This is a genomic window from Serratia sp. S4 (assembly GCF_000347995.1).
Taxonomy (GTDB): domain Bacteria; phylum Pseudomonadota; class Gammaproteobacteria; order Enterobacterales; family Enterobacteriaceae; genus Serratia; species Serratia quinivorans.
Map to the genome: position 1 here is coordinate 4,036,085 of NZ_KB661120.1, position 19,424 is coordinate 4,055,508.

Below are 19,424 nucleotides of genomic sequence, written 5' to 3' on the forward strand. Positions count from 1 at the left end.
TCGCGACTTTATCGCTGTTACTTACTTGTCCTTGCCAACGTGCAGAATGGCCAGGAACGCTTCTTGTGGCAACTCGACGTTACCCACCTGCTTCATGCGTTTCTTACCGTCTTTCTGCTTCTGCAGCAGCTTCTTCTTACGGCTGACGTCACCGCCGTAGCATTTAGCCAAAACGTTTTTACGCAGCTGTTTCACCGTCGCACGCGCGATGATATGAGTACCGATAGCGGCCTGGATGGCAATATCGAACTGCTGGCGTGGGATCAGCTCTTTCATCTTCTCTACCAGCTCACGGCCACGGTACTGCGAATTGTCACGGTGAGTGATCAGCGCCAGCGCATCCACGCGCTCGTTGTTGATCAACACGTCGACGCGCACCATGTCAGAGGTCTGGAAGCGTTTGAAGTTGTAATCCAGCGACGCATAACCGCGCGAGGTAGATTTCAGACGGTCGAAGAAGTCGAGTACCACTTCCGCCATTGGAATTTCGTAAGTCAGCGCAACCTGGTTACCGTGGTAAACCATGTTGGTCTGCACACCGCGTTTCTCGATACACAACGTGATCACGTTACCCAGGAATTCCTGCGGCATCAGCATGTGACATTCGGCGATCGGTTCACGCAGCTCTTCGATGTTATTGAGTGGCGGCAGCTTGGATGGGCTATCAACGTAGATAGTCTCTTTGCTGGTGGTTTCCACTTCATACACTACCGTTGGCGCGGTGGTGATCAGCTCCAGATCGTATTCACGCTCCAGACGTTCCTGAATGATCTCCATGTGCAACAGGCCGAGGAAGCCACAGCGGAAGCCGAAGCCCAGCGCGGTGGAGCTCTCTGGCTCGTAGAACAGCGAGGCGTCGTTCAGGCTCAGCTTGCCCAGCGCGTCGCGGAAGGATTCATAGTCGTCGGAGCTGATTGGGAACAGGCCCGCGTAAACCTGCGGCTTCACTTTTTTGAAGCCCGGCAAGGCTTTGTCCGCCGGTTGGCGAGCCAGTGTCAGGGTATCGCCCACCGGTGCGCCAAGGATGTCTTTGATTGCACAGACCAACCAGCCCACTTCACCACAGTTCAACACGTCGCGATCGACACGTTTCGGGGTGAAGATGCCCAGACGATCGGCATTATAGGTTTGGCCGGTGCTCATGACCTTGATCTTGTCGCCCTTGCGCATGGTACCGTTCTTGACGCGCACCAGGGAAACTACGCCCAGGTAGTTATCGAACCAGGAGTCAATGATCAGTGCCTGCAGTGGCGCTTCCGGATCGCCTGCCGGCCCCGGAATATCACGCACCAGGCGTTCCAGCACTTCTGGTACGCCAACGCCGGTTTTGGCCGAGCAACGCACCGCATCGGTAGCGTCAATACCAACGATGTCTTCAATTTCCTGCGCGGCGCGATCGGGATCGGCTGCCGGCAAGTCAATTTTGTTCAGTACCGGTACCACTTCCAGATTCATATCCAGCGCGGTGTAGCAGTTGGCCAGCGTCTGGGCCTCTACGCCCTGCCCGGCATCGACCACCAGCAGTGCGCCTTCACAGGCGGCCAGTGAACGGGAAACCTCGTAGGAGAAGTCAACGTGTCCAGGGGTGTCGATAAAGTTGAGCTGGTAGGTTTGGCCGTCTTGCGCCTTATAATCCAGCGTCACGCTCTGCGCTTTGATGGTAATGCCACGCTCGCGCTCAAGATCCATAGAATCGAGCACCTGCGCGGCCATTTCACGTTCGGTCAAGCCACCGCAAATTTGGATAATACGGTCGGACAGCGTCGACTTACCGTGGTCAATGTGGGCAATAATGGAGAAATTTCGTATATGCTTCATTATAAAAGTTTTTCTGCCTTGGTATTTCTGAATTACTCGCCTATAGAAACCCGCATGGACCTAAAGCGACAGTGAATGGGTTCGGCCGTCTTGCGCCTGAATCGCTGCATTCTACATGCCACAACACTGAAAACCTAGCGATCGGTGCAGTGAAGGCATTCTATTATGTACACTTTAATGTTACAGAGCGCTCCGGGTTATGAAAGCGGATGTTAACAAAGCCCGACGCGGTCGACAGGGTAAGTTATAACAATCTTGCCCTCCCATATTGCCTCGCCAGCCGTTGACGAGATCATCCGTTAATACATATCCGCCAATAACGCAATAAACCCTCTCCTAATTCTGAATAAAATAATATTTGGATCAACATCTTAGAATTGCACTTTGCCCCCCGGGCTTTAGGAAAAACCCGATGTACGCTCGCCGGCTGCTCCTATAGAAATGAGGGTGAACACCGCGATAAAACATAATTCAGGGCACTACATCGGCATGCCCACCGGGGTTCACCAGCATATCTCTGCGTGTTGATTGGAAGGTGCATAATGATCGATAAAGGGCAAATGCTGAGCCGGCACGATTTTTCAAAGGTCAATTGGGGCATTCTCGCAGCGGCAGCGCTGCTGTTAACTCTCGGTGCGGCACTGCTGTTGCTGCCGCTGCTGAGCAACATGGATGAAAATGAGGTACTGACCTTACTGCAAACCGGCGCAGCGACTATTTTACTCGGCTGTATCCTGCTGGCACTGCGCCATTACCTGCGGCCAGCATTGACCTATCGCCTGTACGAACAGGGTGTTCGGGTGATTAACCCACATAGTCATAAAGAACGATTTATCCCCTTTGAAAAAATTGGTGATATTTATCGTTTTCGCGGCGGTCGTTTATTTGGGGGAGTCTTGGATGTGATGGCATTTCGGGCGTCGTCTGATCAACCCTGGTGTCCGGTGTTCAGCAATGTTTCCCACTCCTTGCGGCTGGCCGATACCATTATCGCTCAGCAGATCCAACAGCGTGGACCACAGGCCTTGAATGCATTGTATCAGGGGGAAGTGCTGTCGTTTCGCTATCTCAGTTGTGGCGCTCGCTGGCTGACCCAATTGCTGCCTGGCCATCGGAAAGGACAATCGGCCCAAACGTTGAGCCTGAGTTCAACGGCACTGATCACAGCTCAGGGGTCTATCCCGATTGAGCAGATCCGCGAACTGGAAAATAATCCGCAGCGCGGCACCATTCGCCTGCTGGATAATCAGGGCAATGCGTTATTTACTATCGGCTATTTTTCGCTGCTCAGCGCCGATCTGTTTATCGCGCTGCTGGAGCATATGATCTACGCCCGCATCACCGCCTACCATAACCCGGCGATGACGCGGCAGCAGTTTTAACGCAGAGGCTGGTTTTCCGTTTGCAGGCGCATGGCCCCAGGCGGTAAACCAATTTGCAGAACAATGGGTTGGTAATTTGCCTGTTCACCGAGGCGGTGTGCCAGACTGCGCGCCAGCATAAAGGCCGCGCCACCGCCGAGCAATGCGCCAAGCGCGGCAGAAGCATCGCTACCCAACCAATATTGCAACAGGCTCCCCCCCAGCATCATGCCCAGTAGCGGCGTCAGATAAACCAGCATTGCTGAGCGCAGCAGGCTGCCTTCCGCAATACCCACCTCAACCCGCTGGCCCGGCTCAAGCGGCTGCGCGATATGTACCTGCAACTGGTGTTCGGTTTCCGGCACCAGTTCATTCAACGCCCGCGCGCCACAGCCAGAACGGGCAGTACAACTGCCACATCCGGCTTTCGGCTCACAGCGCAGCAGCGCCACGCCCTGTTGCCACGAAACGACCGTGGCCCACTCTTTCATCATTGTGGTGACACCTTGAAGGAAATGCTGTCAGCGATACGCTTGGCCGTTGCCGGCGGCAGTTCGCCCACGATAGTGATCTCATTGCCGTTACGCACTTCGGTTTGGATAGTACGACGCCCCTGGCGATAATATTGCTGGCCGGCACCGCTGCCCGCCGGGCTGACGTTGACCGAGAAACTGAACAAGCCGTCGCTGTAGAGCCGCGACTCAACAGGTTCGGTCACATTCGGCAACTTGCGGCGATTACGTGCGACTTCATCGACCCCAGCCGGTAACCAGCCCGTACTCCAGCTCAACTTGATTTTATCTACCGCCGGAAGCGACAGCAAGGGAGGCAGATTAGCCTTGATCAGCCCCTGCATCGCGCCTTGTACCTGCGACCCGACGACAAAAGAAATCACCCGGTATTGCTCAAGCGTTTCGCCATCACGGTCGATCAAATCCACCCGCAGCGGCAGCTTGGTGGCTTCATCCATCCAGACAATGTAGCTATAGCGTGAACCATCGCGAGCGACCACGCGGATCACTTCGCATGGACGATCGGAAATTCGGGTGCTGCCGACGGAGATGAAATCGTAATATTTCGCCAGACGGTCAAAATCAGCATAAACAATGGCCGGCAACGCATCGACGATGTGATCGCCGGACAGCGTAAAGGGCTCCAGGCCGGGTTCGAAATAGCTAATTCCGCCGCCACGCTGCAGCACTTCACGGCGCGGGCCGTCCATATGCAGTAATTGGCCGAGCGGTTGCTGGTCAATCACCGCATGACGATAGCGCAGCGATTCGATCCCCTGCTTGCTGATGCTGATATAGGCGAGTTCATAATTGAGCGAACGGCTGGCACTGCTCATCTGTTGTAACAACGCCCCGGACGCAGAGGGCTGCGCCGGGGCGATGTTTGAGTAGAGCAGGCTGCCCGTCAATAGACAGACGGAGAACCAAATTTGCTTCATTACTGCTGTTGCATTCCTAAAGACTGAGTTCCGGGAACCTGAACGGCAGCCTGTTGTGGGGTGCTTTGCTCAAGCTGCAGTTGATCAGAATGCAAACGACGTTGCAACTCATAATCTTGCAGCATAGCGTTAATGCGTTTGCGTTGTTCCTGCACCTGCTGCTGTTGACCGCTGCCGGTGGAGAAACTGTCTGCCGGCACGCCGAGGCTGACCGGTGACGCCTGCCCCATGATTGGCAGGGTATTAAACGCCGGTGATTCAGCGGCGCCAGATTGTGCAGCCGGTTGATTGTATTGCTGAACGCCTACAATCACCGCCAGCGACACGCAGGCCGCCATACCAATCTGTGTGATCTGGCTGGCCCAAGGGCGGACTTTGTGCCAGAACGGCATTTTCTGCCAGGTGTGAGGTTGCGGCTGAGATTCTGGAACTGCAGAAGGAACCAGACGTGCAGGTTCTTTCTCAAGTGCAGCAGCAACACGATCTGCGATATCGAGATGCATGACTTGTCCGATATCACCCCGTAGTGTGTCACGTATCAGGTGATAGCTCTGCCAGCTTTGTTGAAGCGCCCTGTCTTTAGACAACGAACTCAGCAGCTCGCTGTCGAGCGATTCCCCATCCATCAGAGCGGAAAGCTTTTCTTTCTGCATGCCTAAGTACCCTTCCTGTGTCCGCCATTGCTAACGTTGAATCAGCGGTTGAACTTTATTATCGATAGCCTCCCTGGCGCGGAAAATACGCGAGCGTACGGTTCCTACCGGGCAATCCATGATGGCTGCTATCTCTTCGTAGCTTAGACCATCCAACTCCCGCAGGGTAATCGCCATGCGAAGATCCTCAGGGAGAGACTCAATGGTACGGAAAACTATCTGTCTCAGCTCTTCTGACAACATTAAGTTCTCAGGGTTCGAAATTTCTTTCAGTGCACCCGCACTTTCGTAATTTTCGGCATCGTTGGCATCCACATCGCTGGATGGCGGACGACGGCCCTGAGCCACCAAATAATTTTTTGCCGTATTCACAGCAATTCGATACAACCAGGTATAGAAAGCGCTATCCCCACGGAACGATTCCAGTGCGCGATAGGCTTTAATAAACGACTCCTGTACCACATCCGGCACATCGCCCTGCGGTACATACCGGGAAACGAGACTCGCCACTTTATGCTGGTAACGAATTACCAGTAAGTTAAACGATTTCTGATCGCCCTTTTGGACCCGCTCAACCAGAACTTGATCCGTTAACTGCTCGCTCATCCGAGGTAAACTCTCCCCAAATCCGTCTCCACGCGTAAAATTGTACTGCCAGCCATACATTATTTTCCTGAGCAAGCACTCGCTTGGAGTTCATACAGAACGCGAAGTTCCGTATTGCCATTGTTTTTATGTTGATGTCACCCATCCGTGGCTTTTGCCCGGACAATTAGGCTAACATGAATTTCACTCTTCTTCTGCACACATCATACGCTATGCAACCATCATCTGAACATGTTAGCGATGTACTGATCGTCGGTAGTGGTGCTGCCGGCCTGTCACTGGCGCTGCGCCTGGCGCAGCATTGCAAGGTTACCGTACTCAGCAAAGGGCCGCTCAACGAAGGCGCCACATTTTATGCCCAAGGCGGGATCGCCGCGGTTTTCGATGAAACGGACAGCATTGCCTCACACGTAGATGACACTTTGATTGCCGGAGCCGGCCTGTGTGACAAAGACGCCGTTGAGTTTATCGCCGGCAATGCGCGCCACTGCGTGCAGTGGTTGATCGATCAGGGGGTATTGTTCGACACCGAGGTCAACGCTCAGGGCGAAGCACATTACCACCTGACGCGGGAAGGGGGGCACAGCCACCGCCGTATCCTGCATGCCGCTGATGCTACAGGTAAAGAAGTAGAGACTACCCTGGTGGGGAAAGCAAGCAACCACCCGAATATTTGCGTGATGGAACGCCGTAATGCGGTCGATCTGATCACCTCGAACAAAATCGGCCTGCCGGGCACTCGTCGGGTGGTCGGCGCCTATGTGTGGAACCGCGAGCTGGAGCAGGTAGAAACCTACCGCGCCAAAACAGTGGTATTGGCTACCGGCGGTGCAGCCAAGGTTTATCAATACACCACCAACCCGGATATCTCATCCGGCGACGGGATCGCCATGGCCTGGCGCGCAGGTTGCCGGGTCGCCAACCTTGAATTCAATCAGTTCCACCCGACCTGTCTGTTCCATCCGCAGGCGCGTAACTTCCTGCTGACCGAAGCGTTGCGCGGTGAAGGTGCCTATCTGAAGCGCCCGGATGGCAGCCGCTTTATGCCCGATTTTGACCCTCGCGGCGAACTGGCACCACGGGACGTCGTTGCGCGAGCCATCGACCACGAAATGAAGCGTCTGGGTGCGGACTGCATGTATCTGGACATCAGCCATAAACCAGCTGAATTCATTACCCAGCATTTCCCGATGATCCATGAAAAACTGCTGACGTTGGGCTTTGACCTGACCAGCCAGCCGATCCCTATCGTCCCTGCCGCGCACTATACCTGCGGCGGCGTGATGGTCGATCAGCATGGCCGTACCGACCTTGACGGGCTGTATGCCATTGGCGAGGTCAGCTATACCGGCCTGCACGGCGCTAACCGCATGGCGTCCAACTCACTGCTTGAATGTCTGGTCTACGGTTGGTCAGCGGCGGAAGACATCATGATGCGTCTGCCGTTTATCAAGCTGGCGAAACAGCTGCCGCAGTGGGATGAAAGCCGGGTTGACGACGCCGACGAACGCGTGGTGATCCAACATAACTGGCATGAGTTGCGATTGTTTATGTGGGACTACGTAGGGATAGTGCGCACCACCAAACGGCTGGAGCGCGCATTGCGCCGCATCAATACCTTGCAGGCAGAAATTGACGAGTACTACGCCAACTTCCGCATCTCCAACAACCTGCTGGAACTGCGCAATCTGGTGCAGGTGGCGGAGCTGATCGTCCGCAGCGCCATGGAACGCAAGGAAAGCCGTGGGTTGCACTATACGCTGGACTATCCGGATCTGCTGCCGCAAGCGCTGCCGACCATTCTGCAGCCCTAATGATGCCGCCTGGGCGCCTGACCATGGCGCCCTTTTCATCTCAGTAAAACAAATAGAAATCGGTAATCAGACGGCGAAAATCATCGGTGTAACTGCCATCGGCCAACTTAATCGCCAGCTTCTGCTCGGTTGCCTCTTCCGCAGGCTGACGCGTCAGGGCTAACAATACCCGGTGCATCGGCGTATCCGCGCGATCGCTGACATTCAGCCGCTGCGCAGTATGCCAGCCACGGCGATGTGCATTAGTTTCGAAAGCTTCACCAATGTCATGCGGCAGCACTACGCAAAAGGTTCCCTGCGGTGCGATTAGCTGTTCCGCACTGACCAGCAGGGCATCGTGGGTCAGGGTTTCGGTGTAACGTGCGTTATGGCGCGCCTGGTCGCGACAGGCGACCGCAGGCTCGAAATACGGCGGGTTGCTGACGATTAGGTCATATTGACCGGCATGATGTTGGGCAAAATGGTGAATATCCTGCGCATGCACCTGAATGCGCAGCGACCAAGGGGATTCCAGCACATTGTCATGCGCCTGTGCAGCGGCGGCTTCATCGAGCTCTACAGCGTCAATCTGCACGTTCTCGGCGGTACGCTGCGCCAGCATCAGCGCGATCAATCCGCTACCGCTGCCGATATCCAGCACCCGTTGTGCCTGTGCCAGGGGAGCCCATGCACCGAGCAGCACGCCGTCGGTACCCACTTTCATTGCACAGCGATCGTGAGCAACAAAAAATTGCTTAAAGGTAAAACCGCCGCGACGCGGAGTAAAATTCGCTTTCGATTGAGTGCTCACAATAACCACCTGAATACAAAACTGGCGTAGCATAAGGCAATCTGATTTTTGGGAAAAGAGATGCTTTCCGCTTAAATAGGTGAAGAACGCGGCCAACCCGTCTATAATCGGCGCCCCAAGTAGAGGTAGACCATGACAGTAACCAATTTTTCCGAGCTCGAACTCGATGAACGCCTGATAAACGCCCTGCGTGATAAAGGCTACGAACGCCCAACCGCCATTCAAGCCGAGGCGATCCCGCCTGCGATGGATGGGCGCGACGTATTGGGTTCGGCGCCGACCGGCACCGGCAAGACCGCTGCATTTTTGCTGCCGGTATTGCAACATCTGCTCGACTTCCCACGCAAGAAGTCCGGCCCACCGCGCGTACTGATCCTGACCCCGACACGCGAGCTGGCGATGCAGGTAGCCGATCAGGCACGTGAACTGGCTGCTCATACTTCGCTGGATATCGCTACCATCACCGGTGGCGTCGCCTATATGAACCACGCGGAAGTCTTCAGCGAAAACCAGGACGTGGTCGTTGCCACTACCGGTCGTCTGCTGCAGTACATTAAAGAAGAAAACTTCGACTGCCGCGCGGTAGAAACGCTGATCCTTGATGAAGCCGACCGCATGCTGGACATGGGCTTCGCGCAGGACATCGAAACTATTTCCGCCGAAACCCGCTGGCGTAACCAGACCCTGCTGTTCTCCGCGACGCTGGAAGGCGATGCCATCCGCGAATTCGCCGAACGCATTCTGAAAGAGCCGGTAGAAGTCGAAGCTGACCCGTCACGCCGTGAGCGCAAAAAGATCCTGCAGTGGTACTACCGCGCCGATGACGTGGTGCATAAAACCGCCCTGTTGGTGCATTTGCTGAAACAACCGGACGTGCAGAAATCCGTAATCTTCGTGCGTAAGCGTGAGCGCGTGCATGAGCTGGCAGCCTGGCTGCGCGAGGCTGGCATCAATACCTGTTACCTCGAAGGAGAAATGGTGCAGGCCAAGCGTAACGAAGCGGTAAAACGCATGATGGACGGCCGTGTCAACGTGCTGGTCGCCACCGACGTTGCTGCCCGTGGTCTGGATATCCTGGATATCACCCACGTATTCAACTTCGACATGCCGCGCACGGCGGACACCTACCTGCACCGCATCGGCCGTACCGGTCGTGCCGGGCGTAAAGGCACCGCGATCTCGCTGGTTGAGGCACACGACCACCTGCTATTGGGCAAAGTGGGCCGTTACCTGAACGAGCCGCTGAAAGCGCGGGTGATCGAAGAGCTGCGTCCGTCAACCAAAGTACCGAGCGAAAAAAGCAACGGCAAGCCTTCCAAGAAGGTGATTGCCAAACGCGCAGCCGATAAAGAAAAGAACAAAGAAAAAGCCAAGGTGAAAGTGCGTCATCGCGATGCGAAAAACGTGGGCAAACGTCGCCAGCCGAAGGCCAAACCTGAGAGCAACGGCGCGAAGTAATGCTGCCGTAGTGAATAAAAACCGCCTCCATTAACCTGAAGGCGGTTTTTTTATGCCTGCTTACTGCTGCGCGTAATGCGTTGCCTGCTGATGGGCTTTCAGCCAGGCATTCAGTTGACGATAACCCTCGCGCATTTCTTCACTCTGCAACGACGTTGGCGTTTGTGAGAAATAGAACTGAAAGGCCATCCCCTGCTGATTGCGGGCCTTGGCATCTGCCCCCGCCTGCAACAGCATCAGCGCCAACTGCGGCGCGTTGGTTTTAGCCGCTACGTGCAAAGGCGTATCGCCCAGCCGATCGCTCAGCGTGACATCCGCCCCAGAGACCAACAGCAACCGCAGTTGCTCTTCCCGCCCGGCCAACACGGCAGTCGCCAAGGGGGTGGCGCCGGTTACCGCATTACGTGGATTAACCGCTCCCCCCTGCTCCAGCAACAGCCGCAAATACTGCGGGTCCTGCACCGCCGCCGCGGTATGCAGCGCGCTGTTGCCATCCAGACCCGGAGTGGAAGCATCAGCTCCCAGCTCCAGCAGTAAGGCCAGACTTTGCGGTTGCTGCGCCAATATTGCCCACTGCGGCAAAGTGACCTGACGCTCACCCTGCTCGCTCAGACGCCCCTGTGTGGCCTGTTCGGCAATACCCTGTACATCACCGCGCGCTACCGCCTGAGCCAGCGCTGCATTGCCACGTCCGTTGAACGGAGAGATATCCTGATTCATCTGTTGCTCCTTAGCCATAATCAGCAAACCGGAGATCGCAACCAACGCCAGCATGGCGATAATCAACGTCTGCCGCACGCGCCGCCTGTCAGGCATTGGCCTTGATCTCCCATGGCTTTTGCTCCGCCATCGAACTGATGACCTTATCGATTCCGTGCGCGGTCAGGCTGCGATCCACATGTTTGCTCGGCCGCCAGTCGTCAATGCCACTCAGAGTATCGTTATTGGCTAACGTGATTTTATGCCCGATAGCGTCCGGGATCAGCGAAGTGGATTCCTGAGTGCCGGTCAGCATGTCGTATTGTTCGCTGTAACGGCGGATCCCCCCCGCTTGCGCATCTTGTTTCGCCGCTGCCGGATCGATCCCCATGCGGTTCAGCGTGCAATCGGAAACGCCTGCGGCGTTAAAAGTCACCGCCACCGTGCCAGTCGCCAGTGCCGCCGTTGCAGCCAGGCCACCGCCAAGCGAATGACCGGCAATCACCAATGCCTCGCCAAACGCCGCTTTGGCGCTTTTGGCAACCGCGACTGCCTGATTGTACTGCACATCATCATAGCCGGTCGCCTGACGCACATTGCTCAACCAGTCACGCATATCATTGGTGCCGGCAAAGGCCAAGACATACTGCTGATTATCGCTGTAGATCCCGGCCTGGAAACCCGATGCCGAGTCATGCAGGCTGGCGGGGTCAATGCCTGCGCCGAGCAAGGCACTGTCGTTCAAACGGGTGAAACCGCCAACGCCCTGACTGGCGGTGTTGTAAACGTCCTTGGCCAGTAACGCCAGCGTATAGTCCCCTTGCTGTGACTGTTGCCCACGCGTCACGCCCTGACTGGCAGCCACCGGCGCAGCGGCCGAAATATCGCTCACCAGCGTATTAAGCAGATTCTGGGCATTCAGACTGTTTGGGGAAAGCGTGGCCGCAGGGGCTTTAGCCGCTGGGGGCTCAATCGGCTGTGGCGAATTCAGGGGTTGCGGTACCGCACGGGCCACCGGGGGTTGAATGGCCGCAGGGCTGACCGCAGAGGTAAAACTCAAAGACATACTCATGCCGACTCCTTGTCGATAGACTTATCTATGCCGCACCCAAATGAGTGCTGCTGTAGCTATCGGCAGGTCGGAGCAGTTCTGTAATGCGAGTGATTATCTTTGCAAGGAATGTGATCAGGATTCACTTTCTGGCGGGTACAGCAATGAAAAAGGGAGCCGAAGCTCCCTTATTAATCACGCAGACAATTACAGGCTTTCTGTAAAAGTACGTGTAATCACATCGCGTTGCTGTTCTGGCGTCAGCGAGTTAAAACGCACCGCATAACCGGACACGCGAATGGTTAATTGCGGGTATTTTTCCGGATGCTTAACCGCATCTTCCAGCGTTTCGCGGCGCAGTACGTTCACGTTCAGGTGCTGCCCCCCTTCAACGCGCACGGTAGATTGCATTTCCAGCGGCACTTCACGGTACTCGATCTGGCCCAGTTCGCTGACCGGAACGACCTGATCTTCCGCGTAGTTGGCTTTCGCGCAAACGCAGCGAGCTTCGGATTTTTCATCGTCCAGCAGCCAGAAAGAGTTCACCAGCGCCTGGTCGTTCGCTTTAGTGATTTGAATACCAGTAATCATGTTGTTGCCTCCGTACAAGGGCGAAAAATTCTACTTCGAAAAAACCCAATGTTGGTTTCGGCCATTTGGTAAAACCATTGTTGTCTTGTTGTTCTGTATACCAGTCTGGCCGGGGCAATTCTTTGATTAAAGTCAATTTTTACGGGGTACCCGCACAGCACAAGGGGGCAAGTTTATGTTTTATGTCAATTTTCCCCGCAAGACACCTCGCAATTATTTTTGTAAATTTTCAACAATATTTGCATAAAACGAAAAGACGCCAGGATAAAAGCGGGTTTCACTGAGTGAAGCTAAACGGTAAGCTATGCCCAGTGAATTGTTAACGAAAACAAAGGAGAGCGTTTATGTCCACCTCCCTCACCTGGCATGATGTCATCGGCAAGGAGAAAGAGCAGCCCTATTTTCATGAAACGCTTGCCTTTGTTGCCGCTGAACGTCAGGCCGGTAAGACCATTTACCCACCGCAAAAAGACGTGTTCAACGCCTTTCGCTATACCGAACTGGCAGACGTGAAGGTGGTGATCCTCGGTCAGGATCCGTACCACGGCCCGAATCAGGCCCACGGCCTGTCTTTCTCGGTGCTGCCCGGCGTGCCTGCTCCCCCTTCGCTGGTGAATATGTATAAAGAGCTGGCGACGGATATCCCGGGTTTTGAACGCCCTAGCCACGGATGCCTGCAAAGTTGGGCGGAACAAGGCGTGCTGCTGCTGAACACGGTGTTGACGGTGGAAGGTGGCCAGGCGCATTCACACGCCAAACTGGGCTGGGAAACCTTTACCGATAAGGTGATCGCCGCGCTGAATGAAAACCGCGAAGGTGTGGTGTTTCTGCTGTGGGGCGCTCACGCCCAGAAGAAAGGCAATTTTATCGACAGCAACCGCCACCACGTGCTGAAAGCGCCGCACCCTTCACCGCTTTCCGCCCACCGGGGTTTCCTCGGCTGCCGCCACTTCTCGCAGGCCAACCAGCTGCTGGTGCAACAGGGGTTGCAACCTATCGACTGGCTGCCGCAACTGCCGCAGAGCTGATTCAGACGTAAAAAAGGCACCCTAAGGTGCCTTTTCTTTACTTAATTCGCTTAAGCCTTGGCTTTGGAAACCGCGACCATCGCCGGGCGCAGCAGGCGGCCATTCAGCGTATAGCCTTTTTGCATCACCATCATTACGTGATTTGGCTGGTGATCGGCCGATTCCATCAGGCTCATTGCCTGGTGTACTTCCGGGTTGAACGGCACGTTAGTGTCGCCAACGATTTCGATACCGTACTTACGCACTACGTCCTGCAGGGACTTCAGCGTCAGCTCGATACCTTCGATCATCGCCGTCAGCTCCGGATTGTTTTTATCCGCCAGATCCAACGCACGCTCCAGGTTATCCAACACCGGCAGCAGGTCACCGGAGAATTTCTCCAGGGCAAACTTGTGCGCTTTTTCAATATCCAGCTCGGTGCGGCGGCGGACATTTTCCATTTCCGCTTTGGCACGCAGCAGGCTGTCGCGTTCATGCTGCTGGGCTTCGGCCAGTTGAGCTTCCAGCTCAGCAATGCGCTCATCCCGCAGATCGACGCCCTCAGCCGCTTCCGGCAAGACTTCCTGCTGTTCCATTTCTTCCGAGACTTGCTCGTTTGGCGTCTTCTGTTCTTTACTACTCATGAATATCTCCGCGTTTTAGCATTAATCTCGCAACTTGGCTTATTATGGGGATCAAAACCGGGGTTTCAAGTCAACCGGTCACAATGTGGGGCATAAACTGGTCCCGGTGAGGAAAATCACAACAATGAATAAAAAATTCGCCTGTATTGGCATTGTTGGCCACCCGCGTCACCCTTCGGCGCTGGCAACGCATGAGATGTTATTTCACTGGCTGGTCGCCCGAGGCTATTCGGTGATGGTTGAACGGCAGATAGCCCAGGATTTGGGGCTGAAAGACGCCGTCACCGGCAGCCTGGCAGAGATTGGCCAAAAGGCCGATTTGGCCGTGGTGGTCGGCGGCGACGGTAATATGCTGGGCGCAGCGCGCGTGCTGGCACGTTACGATATTAAAGTGATCGGTGTTAACCGCGGAAATCTCGGTTTCCTGACCGATCTTGATCCCGACAACGCATTGCAGCAATTGGCCGACGTGCTGGAAGGCGAATATATCGATGAACAGCGCTTCCTGCTGGAAACCATCGTCCACAAGGAAAACCAGCAGTGCCGCATCAGCACCGCTATCAACGAAGTGGTGTTGCACCCCGGTAAAGTGGCGCACATGATTGAGTTCGAAGTGTATATCGACGATCGCTTCGCCTTCTCACAGCGCTCTGACGGCCTGATCATCGCCACCCCAACCGGTTCGACCGCCTATTCGCTCTCTGCCGGCGGGCCGATCCTGACGCCGTCGCTGGAAGCCATCGCGCTGGTGCCGATGTTCCCGCACACCCTTTCAGCCCGCCCGTTGGTGATCAACGGCAACAGCACTATCCGGCTGAAGTTTTCGCAGATTGGTAGCGATCTGGAGATTAGCTGCGACAGCCAAATCGCGTTGCCTATCCAGGAAGGTGAAGAGGTATTGATACGCCGTAGTGATTTCCATTTGAATCTTATTCATCCAAAGGACTACAGCTATTTCAATACGTTAAGCACCAAGCTGGGTTGGTCAAAAAAATTATTCTAAAAACTGCGCCAGCCTCTTTACTGTATATAAAACCAGTCTATACTGTATGAAACTACAGTTATGTGTTTATACACAGGAAGGTTCCCATGCTGGCGCAATTGACCATCAGCAATTTTGCTATCGTTCGTGAGTTGGAAATTGATTTTCAACCGGGTATGACGGCGATTACCGGTGAAACCGGCGCCGGCAAATCGATTGCCATCGACGCGCTGGGGCTGTGCCTCGGTAATCGCGCCGACGGTAACGTCGTCCGATTGGGAGCCGCCCGTGCCGATATCTGCGCCCGTTTCTCACTGGCGGACACCCCTTCTGCACGACAATGGCTCGAGCAGAACCAGTTGGACGACAGCAATGAGTGCCTGCTGCGCCGGGTGATCAACGCAGATGGCCGTTCCCGTGGCTTTATCAATGGCACCGCCGTCCCGCTTTCGCAACTGCGCGAACTCGGCCAGCGCCTGATTCAGATCCATGGCCAGCATGCCCACCAGTTGTTACTCAAGCCTGAGCACCAAAAACAACTGCTCGACGCCTACGCCGATGAACCCGCCCTGCTGACGCAAATGCAGCAAGCTTACCAGCGCTGGCACCAAAGCTGCCGCGAACTGGCTCATCATCAGCAACAGTCCATCGAGCGCGACGCACGCAAACAACTGCTGCAATACCAATTGAAAGAGCTGAACGAGTTTGCGCCGCAGGCCGGTGAGTTTGAACAAATCGATACCGAATTCAAACGCCTGGCCAACAGCGGCCAGTTGCTGACCATCAGCCAGCAAACCCTGCAATTACTGGCCGATAGCGAAGAAAATAATATGCTGAGCCAGCTCTATACCGCCAAACACCTGCTGCTTGAGTTGGTCGGCATGGATGAAAAACTCAGTGGCCTGCTGGATATGCTGGAAGAGGCGTCAATCCAAATCAGTGAAGCCAGCGATGAACTGCGTCACTACGCCGATCGTATGGATCTGGATCCAAACCGCCTGCAAGAACTGGAACAGCGCCTGTCGCGGCAAATAAACCTGGCGCGTAAACATCACGTCGCGCCAGAAGAGCTGCCGCAATTGCACCAGCAAATGCTGGATGAGCAACAGCTGCTGTCACAGCAAGAAAACGACCACGAACATCTGGCCGAGGCGGTCACGTTGCATCATCAGCAAGCTCTGTTGTTGGCAGAGCAACTGCATCAGAAGCGTCAGCATTATGCCGCTGAGCTGACCACGTTGATTACCGACAGCATGCAGGCACTCTCCATGCCGCACGGTAAATTTAATATCGACGTGCGCTTCGAGCCGCAATATTTGAGTGCTGAAGGCGCTACCCGCACCGAGTTCTGCGTTTCCACCAACCCGGGCCAACCACTGCAGGCGCTGGCGAAAGTGGCCTCTGGCGGCGAACTGTCGCGCATCGCGCTGGCAATCCAGGTGATTACCGCCCGCAAGATGGAAACACCGGCGCTGATTTTCGACGAAGTGGACGTAGGTATCAGCGGCCCAACCGCCGCCATTGTCGGTCGCCTGCTGCGCCAGTTGGGGGAATCGACCCAGGTTATGTGCGTTACTCACTTGCCGCAGGTAGCCGGTTGTGGTCATCAGCATCTGTTCGTCAGCAAACAGACCGACGGCACGGAAACCGAAACACAGATGTCACCACTGGATAAACGCGCTCGTTTGCAAGAATTGGCGCGCCTTTTGGGCGGCAGTGAGGTCACCCGAAATACCCTGGCAAACGCGAAAGAACTGCTTGCCGCATAGAAAAGCTCAACTTTTTTACTTTCCTGAGGTCATATTGGGGCCCTGTAAAGGTTTCCAACTGCTGCAAGGTCTATTATCATCGGCATCCTATGCCCTAAAGGAATGTGATTACTATGCGCTGTAAAACGCTGACTGCCGCCGCTGTGGTTCTTGTGATGCTGACTGCAGGCTGTTCTACTTTTGAGAAGGTGGTTTACCGGCCTGACATCAACCAAGGGAACTACCTGACGTCAACCGACGTAGCTAAAATTCAAAAAGGTATGACCCAGCAACAGGTCGCTTATACATTGGGCACCCCAATGCTGCAGGACCCGTTCGGTACTCAGACGTGGTTCTATGTGTTCCGTCAGCAACCTGGTCATGAAAATATCACCCAGCAAACCCTGACGCTGACCTTTAACAGCGCGGGTGTCTTGACCGATATTCAGAACAAGCCGGCGCTAACCAAGTAATCCGCGCAGGAACTATCGTCCGGCCCGTGAGGGACGCGTCAAGTTCTTCATGACAGTACCAGGCTGCAACTCGGAAGATAAAATTCTGATAAAAAATAAGGCGCTATCAGCGCCTTATTTTTTTGCCTTCTCTGCCCGTTGACGGCGCAGCTCTTTGGGGTCGGCAATCAATGGGCGATAAATTTCTACCCGGTCACCATCGCTGAGCACATCACCCAACTTGGCCGGTCGGCTATAGATGCCCACCTTGTTACTTTGCAGGTCAATATCACCACGCAGTTCCAGCAGGCCGGAGGCGACAATCGCCTGCTCAACGCTGCTGCCCTCCACCAGTGTGACATTGCGCAGATACTGACGCTCCGGCAAGGCGTAAACCACCTCGACCCGTATCTCAGACACTGTAAACCTCTTTTGCCCGCTGGGTGAATGCCTGCACCATGTTACCCGCCAGCTCTTTAAACACCTTGCCGAACGCCAACTCGATCAGTTTGTTGGTAAATTCAAAGTCAAGGTGCAGCTCAACCTTGCAGGCTTCCGGGCTGAGCGGCGTAAAGTGCCAACCTCCCATCAAGGAGCGGAACGGACCATCAACCAGTTGCATATTGATGCTTTGGTTATCCAACAGCGTGTTGCGCGTGGTAAAAGTTTTGCTGATACCGGCTTTGGCAACATCTACTGCAGCGGTCATTTCATTGTTGGACGCGTTAATCACCCGGCTACCGGTACAACCCGGCAGAAAATCAGGATAAGAATGAACATCGTTAACCAACTGATACATCTGCTCGGCGCTGAATGGCACTAACGCAGATCGACTGATCTGGGGCATATCATTTCCTGTGAGACACAAAACATACAAATCATACCATTTATCTATCGGCAAACAAAAAATCTGCTATGCAACACAGAGGCCAGAAATGCGAAAAATTGCGCAGGTGCTGAGCGGGAAAGGATTTCTTTCGCTGACGCATCCAGTATAATGAACACACTATGACAAAGAAAAAAGCACACAAACCCGGCTCTGCCACCATTGCGCAAAACAAGCGTGCGCGTTTCGAATACGCCATTGAGGAAGAATTCGAAGCGGGCCTGTCCCTGCAAGGGTGGGAAGTCAAATCGCTGCGTGCCGGCAAAGCCAACATCAGTGACAGCTACGTGACTTTTCGCGATGGTGAAGCCTACCTGTTTGGCGCCACTGTCTCACCGCTCAACGTAGCTTCTTCTCATGTGGTCTGCGATCCGACACGTACCCGTAAACTCCTGCTGAAAAAGCGTGAGCTGGACTCACTGCTCGGCCGTGTAAACCGTGACGGTTACACCGTGGTTGCCTTGTCCATGTATTGGAAAAATGCCTGGGCCAAGATCAAAATCGGCGTAGCTAAAGGTAAGAAAGAACACGATAAGCGCGATGACATCAAAGATCGTGAATGGCAGACGGCGAAATCCCGTATCATGAAGCACGCCAACCGATAAGCCTCTGGCTTAACGGGTAAAACTTCTGTTATACTGCGCGACGTAACTTGGGGCTGATTCTGGATTCGACGGGATTGTGAGGCCTTAGGAGCATGCCGAGGGGCGGTTTGCCTCGTTAAAAGCCGCAAAAAAAATAATTGCAAACGACTCGCAATTCGAATCTGCTGCTTTAGCAGCTTAATCAGCCTAAGAAACTGAAGATTCCCTCTCTCCCTAGCCTCCGCTCTTAGGACGGGGATCAAGAGAGGTCAAACCCAAAAGAGATCGCGTGGATGTCCTGCCTGGGGCTGAAGCGTTAAACCCAATCAGGCTAGTTTGTTAGTGGCGTGTCCATCCGCAGCTGACCGGCGAATGTGAAGATTGGACTAAGCATGTAGTGCCGACGGTGTAGTAATTCCGGACGGGGGTTCAAATCCCCCCAGCTCCACCAAATGATGATCCGGGTATTACCAGATAAGTCCGGAGAAGTACGGAAAGCCCGCATCCCACCTAGGTTTGCGGGCTTTTTTGTGTCTGTAGTAGTCCGAGAACATCCAGCTAAATCCGGGATTTATTGGTATACGTTTAGGTATACGTTAAAATGTATGCCATAAACGTATACCAATTATGGAAGAACCCTTACATGGCGCGGACTACACGCCCCCTCACACATACCGAAGTACAAAAAGCCAAAGCCCTGGAGAAAGACCTCACCCTACACGACGGTGACGGCCTGTTCCTGTTAGTCAAAACCACCGGCAAGAAACTGTGGCGTTTCCGCTACCTCCGCCCCGGCACCCGTTCACGGACTATGGTTAGCCTCGGCGCTT

At 54.6% G+C, this 19,424-nt stretch carries 20 protein-coding genes, 1 other RNA gene and 1 pseudogene; 10 read left to right on the forward strand and 12 right to left on the reverse strand.

Annotated elements, in window-relative coordinates:
• Positions 1-21: 21 nt before the first annotated feature.
• Positions 22-1,818, reverse strand: a complete 1,797-nt coding sequence (gene lepA / locus SERS4_RS0119485; RefSeq protein ID WP_012146377.1) for a translation elongation factor 4 — start codon at positions 1,816-1,818, stop codon at positions 22-24.
• Between the two features lie 542 nt (positions 1,819-2,360).
• Between lepA and SERS4_RS0119490 the strand changes: the two genes are divergently transcribed.
• A complete protein-coding gene (locus SERS4_RS0119490) occupies positions 2,361-3,200 on the forward strand; it encodes a hypothetical protein (protein ID WP_017893723.1) in 840 nt (279 codons plus the stop codon).
• On the opposite strand, the gene rseC is transcribed toward SERS4_RS0119490, so the two are convergent.
• Genes rseC through rpoE form a run of 4 tightly spaced genes read right to left on the reverse strand, consistent with a single transcriptional unit; the run spans position 3,197 to position 5,888 of the window.
• Positions 3,197-3,673 carry a SoxR-reducing system protein RseC gene (gene rseC / locus SERS4_RS0119495; RefSeq protein WP_017893724.1) on the reverse strand — a complete coding sequence of 159 codons (477 nt, stop codon included), beginning with the start codon at positions 3,671-3,673 and terminating at the stop codon, positions 3,197-3,199. The two genes, SERS4_RS0119490 and rseC, sit on opposite strands and share 4 nt — an antisense overlap.
• On the reverse strand, positions 3,670-4,629 hold the full coding sequence (gene rseB, locus SERS4_RS0119500; protein ID WP_017893725.1) for a sigma-E factor regulatory protein RseB: 960 nt from the start codon (positions 4,627-4,629) through the stop codon (positions 3,670-3,672). Before rseB ends, rseC begins: the two co-directional genes overlap by 4 nt.
• The gene (gene rseA / locus SERS4_RS0119505) at positions 4,629-5,282 is read right to left on the reverse strand and encodes an anti-sigma-E factor RseA (RefSeq protein WP_012146381.1); all 654 of its coding nucleotides are present in this window, start codon (positions 5,280-5,282) and stop codon (positions 4,629-4,631) included. The genes rseB and rseA overlap by 1 nt, the downstream gene beginning before the upstream one ends.
• A 30-nt stretch (positions 5,283-5,312) precedes the next feature.
• Positions 5,313-5,888 (reverse strand): RNA polymerase sigma factor RpoE, encoded by a 576-nt coding sequence (gene rpoE, locus SERS4_RS0119510; protein ID WP_012146382.1) that lies wholly within the window; start codon positions 5,886-5,888, stop codon positions 5,313-5,315.
• 212 nt (positions 5,889-6,100) lie between these two features.
• On the opposite strand from rpoE, the gene nadB reads away from it, so the two are divergent.
• Positions 6,101-7,702 carry an L-aspartate oxidase gene (gene nadB, locus SERS4_RS0119515; RefSeq protein WP_017893727.1) on the forward strand — a complete coding sequence of 534 codons (1,602 nt, stop codon included), beginning with the start codon at positions 6,101-6,103 and terminating at the stop codon, positions 7,700-7,702.
• Between the two features lie 40 nt (positions 7,703-7,742).
• On the opposite strand, the gene SERS4_RS0119520 is transcribed toward nadB, so the two are convergent.
• The gene (locus tag SERS4_RS0119520; protein ID WP_017893728.1) at positions 7,743-8,525 is read right to left on the reverse strand and encodes a tRNA1(Val) (adenine(37)-N6)-methyltransferase; all 783 of its coding nucleotides are present in this window, start codon (positions 8,523-8,525) and stop codon (positions 7,743-7,745) included.
• Positions 8,526-8,624: 99 nt separating this feature from the next.
• Here SERS4_RS0119520 and srmB point away from each other — a divergent pair, with 99 nt between their 5' ends.
• Positions 8,625-9,950 (forward strand): ATP-dependent RNA helicase SrmB, encoded by a 1,326-nt coding sequence (gene srmB, locus SERS4_RS0119525; RefSeq protein WP_012146385.1) that lies wholly within the window; start codon positions 8,625-8,627, stop codon positions 9,948-9,950.
• A 60-nt stretch (positions 9,951-10,010) separates the two neighbouring features.
• Here the strand turns inward: srmB and SERS4_RS0119530 are convergent, their stop codons facing one another.
• The 3 genes from SERS4_RS0119530 to grcA form a co-directional block, all read right to left on the reverse strand.
• The gene (locus SERS4_RS0119530) at positions 10,011-10,766 is read right to left on the reverse strand and encodes an ankyrin repeat domain-containing protein (RefSeq protein ID WP_017893729.1); all 756 of its coding nucleotides are present in this window, start codon (positions 10,764-10,766) and stop codon (positions 10,011-10,013) included.
• Positions 10,759-11,721 carry a DUF2974 domain-containing protein gene (locus SERS4_RS0119535; protein WP_017893730.1) on the reverse strand — a complete coding sequence of 321 codons (963 nt, stop codon included), beginning with the start codon at positions 11,719-11,721 and terminating at the stop codon, positions 10,759-10,761. Before SERS4_RS0119535 ends, SERS4_RS0119530 begins: the two co-directional genes overlap by 8 nt.
• Positions 11,722-11,907: 186 nt before the next feature.
• The gene (grcA, locus tag SERS4_RS0119540) at positions 11,908-12,291 is read right to left on the reverse strand and encodes an autonomous glycyl radical cofactor GrcA (protein WP_012146388.1); all 384 of its coding nucleotides are present in this window, start codon (positions 12,289-12,291) and stop codon (positions 11,908-11,910) included.
• 344 nt (positions 12,292-12,635) lie between these two features.
• Here grcA and ung point away from each other — a divergent pair, with 344 nt between their 5' ends.
• Positions 12,636-13,319, forward strand: coding sequence for a uracil-DNA glycosylase (gene ung, locus SERS4_RS0119545; RefSeq protein ID WP_012146389.1), 684 nt, complete (start codon positions 12,636-12,638; stop codon positions 13,317-13,319).
• A 50-nt stretch (positions 13,320-13,369) separates the two neighbouring features.
• Here the strand turns inward: ung and grpE are convergent, their stop codons facing one another.
• Entirely contained in the window at positions 13,370-13,942 is a 573-nt protein-coding gene (grpE, locus tag SERS4_RS0119550; RefSeq protein ID WP_017893731.1) for a nucleotide exchange factor GrpE, read from the reverse strand.
• A gap of 124 nt (positions 13,943-14,066) precedes the next feature.
• On the opposite strand from grpE, the gene nadK reads away from it, so the two are divergent.
• The 3 genes from nadK (at position 14,067) to bamE (ending at position 17,145) form a co-directional block, all read left to right on the forward strand.
• Positions 14,067-14,945 carry an NAD(+) kinase gene (gene nadK / locus SERS4_RS0119555; RefSeq protein WP_012146391.1) on the forward strand — a complete coding sequence of 293 codons (879 nt, stop codon included), beginning with the start codon at positions 14,067-14,069 and terminating at the stop codon, positions 14,943-14,945.
• 86 nt (positions 14,946-15,031) lie between these two features.
• The gene (recN, locus tag SERS4_RS0119560) at positions 15,032-16,693 is read left to right on the forward strand and encodes a DNA repair protein RecN (RefSeq protein WP_017893732.1); all 1,662 of its coding nucleotides are present in this window, start codon (positions 15,032-15,034) and stop codon (positions 16,691-16,693) included.
• A 113-nt stretch (positions 16,694-16,806) separates the two neighbouring features.
• Positions 16,807-17,145 carry an outer membrane protein assembly factor BamE gene (gene bamE / locus SERS4_RS0119565; protein WP_012146393.1) on the forward strand — a complete coding sequence of 113 codons (339 nt, stop codon included), beginning with the start codon at positions 16,807-16,809 and terminating at the stop codon, positions 17,143-17,145.
• A gap of 114 nt (positions 17,146-17,259) precedes the next feature.
• Here the strand turns inward: bamE and SERS4_RS0119570 are convergent, their stop codons facing one another.
• A complete protein-coding gene (locus tag SERS4_RS0119570; protein ID WP_017893733.1) occupies positions 17,260-17,544 on the reverse strand; it encodes an RnfH family protein in 285 nt (94 codons plus the stop codon).
• Positions 17,537-17,971: a type II toxin-antitoxin system RatA family toxin gene (locus SERS4_RS0119575; protein WP_012146395.1), complete on the reverse strand. Its 435-nt coding sequence runs from the start codon at positions 17,969-17,971 to the stop codon at positions 17,537-17,539. Before SERS4_RS0119575 ends, SERS4_RS0119570 begins: the two co-directional genes overlap by 8 nt.
• A gap of 161 nt (positions 17,972-18,132) precedes the next feature.
• Between SERS4_RS0119575 and smpB the strand changes: the two genes are divergently transcribed.
• The 3 genes and pseudogenes from smpB to SERS4_RS0119585 all read left to right on the forward strand — a co-directional run.
• A complete protein-coding gene (gene smpB, locus SERS4_RS0119580) occupies positions 18,133-18,615 on the forward strand; it encodes an SsrA-binding protein SmpB (RefSeq protein ID WP_012146396.1) in 483 nt (160 codons plus the stop codon).
• A 49-nt stretch (positions 18,616-18,664) separates the two neighbouring features.
• Positions 18,665-19,045, forward strand: a transfer-messenger RNA (tmRNA) gene (ssrA, locus tag SERS4_RS26555).
• A gap of 192 nt (positions 19,046-19,237) precedes the next feature.
• Positions 19,238-19,423: pseudogene (locus SERS4_RS0119585) on the forward strand (integrase arm-type DNA-binding domain-containing protein); the annotation flags it as partial.
• Position 19,424 lies beyond the last annotated feature (1 nt).